This is a genomic window from Gluconobacter sp. Dm-44, assembly GCF_018256175.1.
Classification (GTDB): Bacteria; Pseudomonadota; Alphaproteobacteria; order Acetobacterales; family Acetobacteraceae; genus Gluconobacter; species Gluconobacter cadivus.
Genome location: NZ_JAERLZ010000030.1, coordinates 1 through 7,297 on the forward strand (window position 1 = coordinate 1; position 7,297 = coordinate 7,297).

Sequence of the window (7,297 nt, forward strand, 5' to 3'; positions counted from 1 at the left end):
CTGAACGCCGTTTCCAGCCAGTTTGGCCTGCCCGTCGCATGATCCTGCACACGGACTGGCGCCATATCCCTGCCTCCAGCTTGTACGGCGCACATGGGTCAAAGGCCGCGTCGTCATGAAAGGCATCTTCACCTATCCAGGGAGCCGATACAGCTTGGGCGGCCGACGCAAATCTTCCTCAGACGATTTTTAGACTCCCGATTAGCAGTGGATGCTTGATCAATCAGGCTGTCAGTAAGTGTCAAGTTATGAAAGTGTTGGGAGATCATAAATCATTTAAAATTATTTTTTTCTTTAATTTAGACAGATAAAAATCTTCAGAAGTAAGAAAATTCTATCCTTATGCTTTGAGAAGAATAATTCCGATAGCTTGCCGGGATGCGAGACGCTTGTAAGCTTCCTCGTGTTCCTCCAGTTTACATGCGCTATCGATGACCGGTCGAACAACTCCCTTCTCAATGAAAGCCCGAATAGCGCTGAAGGCATTGGGCACGGCATCGTCCGTTTCCAGCCAAGCATCGTATCCGAGAAGGCGTTTTTCATGAATGACGACTTCAGCCAGATCCAGACAGGCTTCAGCGCTGCCAGCAAATCCAATGGACACAACTGAACCCCGCTCACGCAATGATTTTATCAGTTCCTTCAGCAGCGAGCCGCCAACTGGATCGAATGCGAGGTTGCTCCCTGGCCCGCCGTAATGGAAAATACAACATCTGACAGGATCTCAGTTGAGAGATCTACAACCGCCGCCGCCCCACTCTTGCGGGCAGCTTCTGCCTTCAAGGGACTGGAAACGACTGCAACAGGCCTCGCCCCCAAAACTCGCGAAAGCTGGATCAAGGCGTGACCGACTGCTCCGGCTGCTCCTGAAATCAGAAGCGTCTGCCCCGGTTCAATGTGTCCAACGCGTGTTAAGGCCTGGTATGCAGTTACATAATTGATAGGGAGCGCCGCGCCTTCGGCCAAACTGATCGTGTCAGGCAATTCGAAAACATGACTGTTTTTGACGGATACATATTCCTGTTGCAAACCGTCTTCCGTGATCCCTAATTGGCCACCGCCGTAAATTGTAACATGCGTTCCAGGTTGAAAGAGGTCGCTACCCTCTACTGTACCTGCTCCGTCATTGCTCAGAACCAGAGGCGTCTTGGCTTTATTGAAAAGACCTCGACGAATTTGCCCCGAAAGTTGATTGACCGTCGCGACATGCATTTTGATCAAAGTATAACCTGACCGAGGCAAAGGTTTAGGACGCTCCTCAATAACCATTGAGGGGGCTGTTCCAAAAGACGTGCAAACCAAAGACTTCATTATGCTTTCCTCGTTCTGAAAAACGTTCGATGGTGACAGGCGGATTGCTGTTGATCGGTTTAGTAATTTTTGAACCGTTCTCTCTTGCAGACGTATTCTCTCAACGAGAGCTCCTTACAAAATCACTCTGCTTTTCTATGGGGCGCCAGGTAGAAGGCGCTCAGAATGACAATCAAAGCGCTCATCCAGAAATTGGCTCTCAATCCGAAATGATCGACTATTGCGCCTCCAAGACTTGAACCGACCGCAATGGCAACCTGCGCGGTAAAGGTGAACATGGCGGCCGCAGCTTCTGAATGGTCAGTCTCGATACTGCGATGCCAGGTATTGAGACACAGGGGCAGTGCTCCCCACGCGACGGCCCAGAGAAGAATGAGTACCGTTTCAAATTTTGGAAAGATCAGCAGCACCGGCAGGAGCAAAAAGGGTATTGCCAGCGATATTTTTGAAGCAAAAAGCGTCGCCTTGAGATTGTTTTCCAAAAAGCGGCTGGCCACGAGGTTGGAAGCAAACCCGATAGCACCATAAGCCAATAACAAGAACGTCACAGCCCCTGAAGGAATACCTGCTTCATGGATAAGAGGGGTCAGGTAAGTATACGCTGCAAAATGGGCCGCAAAAACGGCAGCAATCATAACGATATTTTTCCGCGCTTCAGGCAGCCTGACGAATGCTTTGAAGTCCGTAAGCCGCACATGGCTTTCCGCTGGAACAGCTGGAAGCATTCTCCACTGCATGAGTAAAGCGGCAATGGCGATGATTGCGGCGGCCACGAATGCACCGCGCCAGGATGAGTACTCGGCGACCAGAGATCCCATGGGAACCCCAAGAATCATGGCTGCCGTAACCCCTGCGAAAACAGCCGCGGCTGCCTGATGCGCTTTGTCCTTGGCAACGAGTTCTACTGCAACAGAGAGGCCCATGGCCCAGAATGCGCACAGACTGATCCCGACCAGTGCGCGACTGAGCAGCATCACGGCAAATGTCGGTGCCATGGTGGCAATCAGGCAACCTGCGAGCAGAATAAGGGAGAGCCATAAAATAATCCTGCGACGATCTGTGCGTCCGGAAAACAGCATAACTCCAGGAGCAGAAAGTGCTGCCATCATTCCAGGAACTGTCATGGTAAGCCCCGCCGTTCCCGGACTTACAGAAAATGTTCTCGAAATATCAGGCAGGATACCGACAGGAAGAAATTCGGTGGTGACTGATGCAAATGAACCCAACGCCAGAGACAGAATAGCCAGTTTCTGGCGGGTAGGAGAAATCTCCCGAGAATCAAATTCTGCATGATGGAAGCATATTTTCTGAAATTTTAGATCGGAAAGATGAATTCCGAGATACATCACTAATAAGATAAAGAATAATAAAATTATTATTTGCTGTTACTGATGTACTTATATTTATCTGCGGTACCAATTTCCATATGAATTGGGATGGGATCAATCCACACGAGGAGGATGCAGCCTTGACCTTAGCTTGAAGATTTTCCTGTCTTAAAATCGAATTTTCCACACGACTATAGAGTTTTTCATCAAAAGGTTTGTGAGGAAATTTCAGTAATAAAGATCTATCAATTATACACCACTCATGAAATGCTCTGTTGTATGAAGCGGTTCGGGAAATCTCGTATCTTTTACGAGAGACGAAAGATAAGCGCCTTTACATCTGATTGAGATGACGAGTTATCTGATCGATACCGAGGCAGACCGTATGCACTTACCTGACAGGAGGTCTTTCATGGCGGATCAGGGTTCCAAAACGTTGAGGCTTATTTTCCCTCAGTGGCAGGGCGGTGATAATCCTCCCTATTATCTGGGATCAAAACTTCTGGCCTGGCTGGCGCCTCCTTCTGCTGGCCCTGTTGAGGAAGTTCCAGTTGACGCTCCGACTGACGTTTCTCTGCCAGTCGAAGATGAAATGCGTGGACGCAGTGTTCTGCTGAAACAAATCAGAGAAGCACGGAAGATCATCGAACATCATCAGCCCAAGTCACTGGCGGTGCTGGGCGGGGACTGTCTTGTCTCGCTTGTACCTTTTTCGTGGCTCTCGGAGCGCTATGGCGACAGGCTGGGTGTGCTCTGGATTGATACCCATCCAGACGTTCAGACCCCAAAGCAGTATATGAACGCGCATGCGCACGTTCTGGGAGCTCTGTTAGGTCATGGCGATCCTGATTTGACCAAGGCAGTGACGAAGCCGGTTCCTGCAAAGAATGTGATGATTGCAGGTATCCATGATCCACTTCCGTTCGAAGCCCAGTTCATTGCGGATCATGGCATACGGACATGTTCACCCCAACAGGTGCGTGATGGCGCACAGCCCGTCACGGAGTGGCTAAAAGACAGTCAGATTGAAGTGCTTGCCATCCATCTGGATCTGGATGTGCTGGATCCGCACAACTTCCGTTCTCTGCTTTTTGCAAAACCGGGTCGTGGCAAGCATGATTTCGGAGATGTTGCCGAGGGCAAACTCAACATTCCCGATGTTCTGAAATTAATTCAGGAAGTGACGACCGAAAAAGAAGTGGTCGGTATGACGATTGCCGAATATATGCCTTGGGATGCGGTAAACCTGCAGGAAATGCTCAAACAGCTTCCTCTTATCGGAGGTTGAACCTTTGCCCGAGAAAGCCTGTATTCTTATGAGCAGGCTTTCTTATTTTACTTTCATTTCCTCGACGAACAGCGACAGAGGCATCGAATGGCGGTGGTGTCGGGGATAAAAGAGATGAAACCCGAGATGTGTCGGACAAAATGGCTCCAGAACTGATATCAGTTTGCCATTCTGGATGTGTTCTTCGACAACGATTTTAGGAATATAGGCGAGGCCAATACCGTCCAGGCAGGCATCCCGTGCGCCGAACACATTATTGCATACAAACTGGCCGACAGGCTGAAACTTCAGGTCTTTACCCTTCTGTCTGAAACGCCACCGATAAATCTTTCCATGGGTTGGTAAACGAACCCCGATACAGTTATGTTCGTGCAGGCTGGCCGGTTTTTTTGGGACGGCATGGCTTTTGAAATAGGTCGGGGACCCAACAACAGCAAATGGGATGTCAGGAGATACAGGCACTGAAATCATCCCCTGAGTCACCAGTTCCCCAAGGCGCACACCTGCGTCAAAGCCTTCATCCACAATATCAATCAGGCGCAGATCCGTTGAAACCTCCAAGGAGATTTCGGGGTAGTTCTTTAGAAAATCTGCAATTCGGGGTCGAAGAAAAAAGCCCAGAGATTCATCTGTCACGGTGATCCGCAGATTGCCTCTGGGACATTTGCGGAATTCATCTAGGCTGCTCATCCGGTTCTCGATTTCGTCGAAAAGCGGCTGAATATTCTGCAGAAGATAATCTCCCGCAGGCGTGGGAACGACACGACGTGTTGTTCTCGTCAGAAGGGTAACGCCCAGTCGTTCCTCCAGAAGACGCATGGTGTGGCTGATTGCCGAGGGCGTGACGCCTCTACGGGCCGCTGCCTTTGTAAAGCTTCGTTCTTGCGCAACTGCCAGAAAAGAAAGCAGTTCGCTAAAATTTTCTCGTGACACTTGCTGAGTAAAGTCCTGTTTTATCGCGTGTTATTAGCGATAATCTTAGTGCGAAATGCCTTTCGGGTCATAGTTTATCTTACTCTGGATGATTGGCTTTCACTCATCAATCAGGATCCTTTTAGCTTCTTAGATGCCCTCTTTTCTATATGCCTTGCGCAGAAAGACACACTCGGTTTCGTCCCAATACACCTATCCGCTCATTGATGCAGGAACAGCGAAACGGCTGCCGCCTTCACCTCGGACGCTTATCTCCAAGTAAAAAATTTGTTGAAATGAAGCTTGGTTGGTGGATTATTCCGACGCTTCTTGCCAAGGCTGCTAGTAGCGCGGATCGGTCACACCAAACGCGGTATGAATACCAAGCTGCATGCCAGTCACCGATCAGAATGGAGGACCGCTGAGCCTCTTCATGACAGCCGGACAGGTCAGTGATTACACTGGGTCTCTGCTCTGCTGAACAGCCTTCCGATAGCACGACGATCCGTGCCCATCACAAGATAGCCGGGAACACGGCTGCAGGGGCCTTCAAAAAAGGAAGGCACACAAAACACCGAAAAGCTTGTGAAGTTTTTGGCCGCTTCTAGGGAAGGACTTGGCAACAAGGTCTGCGTGGAAGCAGATGCTCGTAACAGGGCGTTATCTTGCATGCTTTCGCCCAGTCAGGTGCATGAACTGATTTGCACCCATGTTCTGCTCAACGATACTGACGCAAATTCCGCAAAGATCTCCGGAGCCGGAAAACCGTCCTGTCAACCAGACACGGAAGAATGATCTAGAACTCGCCCGCCCCGAATGAACTTATAGACACCAGTATTTCGTCGAAAACCTTTGGACAAGGATCCAACACTGGAGGCTTACCACAACCCGGTACGAGAAGACAGTTCGTCTCTACCACAGCAGACCAAATCCAGAACCGGCAATCCCCAGATATTGATAAACGAAAATTCTATTCTCCGAATATGAAATCATGATTTCATGAAACACAAAAGTTAGAAACTAATTTGAAATGGTATGTCTATTTTTTAATAAAAATATAAATAAAATCACACAAAATTTCTTTATATTTATTTTTTGTATTTTTTTCTTGATAACTTCCATCAAGCAAGCATCTTAAAAATTTTAAAACTGAATGAAGTTTATTATTTGAAAAAATAGAGAGTCTATTTTTGTATTTTTTAGATAAACTGTAGTAAATAAAAGATGGACTCTTATCGAGATCCAAACCTTCATTTAAAAATGACTCAGATATTTTTGACATATCATAACAAGCCTGCATTAATAAATTAATATATTCCCCTCTATCTATGGAAATTAAATGCAACTTCTCTAAAATACGGTTTTTTCTACTTTTTTTACTCCCAAATACATTGTTTCCATGTTGCCTATAACGAGCTAATGGTTGGGAATCATACGCCATTGATCCGGCTGCTGTTCCAAGAAAATATGCCCATCTATCGTGTGAAAGCTTTTCTGTTCGACAAAACGGATCGGTAGGACGATCGTTGGAATCCACGGAATTCCAGACGCTGCTTTTTATAACTACACTGAAGCCGTAAACCAAATCCCATGGATCAAGATTTGCAATGCTATAAGTCCCACTTTGAAGGGGAAGACCGTGGTGGCCAATTATATTACCTTTTTCTGTAATTAATTTACTAGCATGTCCGAAGATCGCAATTTTAGAGTCGAAAAAAGATTTTTGAGCACGCTCTAGTTTATCATTCTCCCAGATATCATCTTGATCGCAAAACGCAATTAAATCGCCGCTACACAAAGAGGCTGCCTTAAAAAAATTTTCGATAAATCCTAATTTTTTATCATTTTTTATAATTTTCACCGTAAAACTAGATTTTTTTGAGAAATTATCACAGATTTCTATTGTTCTATCACTTGAACAATCATCGCATATAATAATTTCGATAGGTTTGTATTTTTGACTTTCCAAAGACTCTAGTTGTTTTTTTATATATTTTTCTCCGTTATATGTGGCCATAGCTATAGATATGGTTTTATAATTCTGCATTTACATAACCTCTATAAAATCTTATTCTTTTCTATAACATACTAAAGAATTATAGCCAGACGGAGTATGCAGAAATATTAACACTCTGAGCCGCTCCGGAATTGGCGGAGATCTATTCACCCGAGAAAAAGGTTTGATGAGCCATTCTGTTAAAAAATTTTCCCCTGAGGTTCGTCCCGCCACAGTTCGACTGCTTCTGGAGCATGAGGGCGAGCATCCGTCGTATTGGGCGGTATGGTATCGATTGCTGGCAAGATTGGCTGTTCGAGGCATACGCTGAACGAATGGGTCAAGAAGGCGAAGGTCGAGAGCGATAAGCGGGCCAGCGTTTTTTCTAGGCTCAGGACTCATTCTTTAAGATAGAAGATGAAGCTTGCTGCGATGTAGATTGCGGACATGAATGTATGAGCG

General features: G+C 46.6%; 6 protein-coding genes and 2 pseudogenes. 3 read left to right on the forward strand and 5 right to left on the reverse strand.

Annotation, left to right across the window (positions count from 1 at the left end; all coding sequences use genetic code 11):
• Positions 1 to 61: 61 nt before the first annotated feature.
• Positions 62 to 193: pseudogene (locus JK213_RS16000) on the forward strand (histidine utilization repressor); the annotation flags it as partial.
• A 147-nt stretch (positions 194 to 340) separates the two neighbouring features.
• Here the strand turns inward: JK213_RS16000 and JK213_RS15400 are convergent.
• The 3 genes from JK213_RS15400 to JK213_RS15410 all read right to left on the reverse strand — a co-directional run bounded on the left by JK213_RS15400 (position 341) and on the right by JK213_RS15410 (position 2,657).
• Complete coding sequence (locus JK213_RS15400) at positions 341 to 625, reverse strand: zinc-binding dehydrogenase (protein WP_408869905.1); 285 nt, start codon at positions 623 to 625, stop codon at positions 341 to 343.
• A 17-nt stretch (positions 626 to 642) separates the two neighbouring features.
• Complete coding sequence (locus JK213_RS15405) at positions 643 to 1,311, reverse strand: zinc-binding alcohol dehydrogenase family protein (protein ID WP_211571871.1); 669 nt, start codon at positions 1,309 to 1,311, stop codon at positions 643 to 645.
• A 122-nt stretch (positions 1,312 to 1,433) separates the two neighbouring features.
• Positions 1,434 to 2,657 (reverse strand): MFS transporter, encoded by a 1,224-nt coding sequence (locus JK213_RS15410; protein WP_194263199.1) that lies wholly within the window; start codon positions 2,655 to 2,657, stop codon positions 1,434 to 1,436.
• Between the two features lie 394 nt (positions 2,658 to 3,051).
• Here JK213_RS15410 and JK213_RS15415 point away from each other — a divergent pair, with 394 nt between their 5' ends.
• Positions 3,052 to 3,927 carry an arginase family protein gene (locus tag JK213_RS15415; RefSeq protein ID WP_194263198.1) on the forward strand — a complete coding sequence of 292 codons (876 nt, stop codon included), beginning with the start codon at positions 3,052 to 3,054 and terminating at the stop codon, positions 3,925 to 3,927.
• 42 nt (positions 3,928 to 3,969) lie between these two features.
• Here the strand turns inward: JK213_RS15415 and JK213_RS15420 are convergent, their stop codons facing one another.
• Entirely contained in the window at positions 3,970 to 4,860 is an 891-nt protein-coding gene (locus JK213_RS15420; protein ID WP_194263197.1) for a LysR family transcriptional regulator, read from the reverse strand.
• A 333-nt stretch (positions 4,861 to 5,193) separates the two neighbouring features.
• Between JK213_RS15420 and JK213_RS15425 the strand changes: the two are divergent.
• Positions 5,194 to 5,337, forward strand: a pseudogene (locus JK213_RS15425) (IS5/IS1182 family transposase); the annotation flags it as partial.
• 541 nt (positions 5,338 to 5,878) lie between these two features.
• Here JK213_RS15425 and JK213_RS15430 read toward each other — a convergent pair.
• A complete protein-coding gene (locus tag JK213_RS15430) occupies positions 5,879 to 6,886 on the reverse strand; it encodes a glycosyltransferase family 2 protein (protein WP_194263196.1) in 1,008 nt (335 codons plus the stop codon).
• Positions 6,887 to 7,297 lie beyond the last annotated feature (411 nt).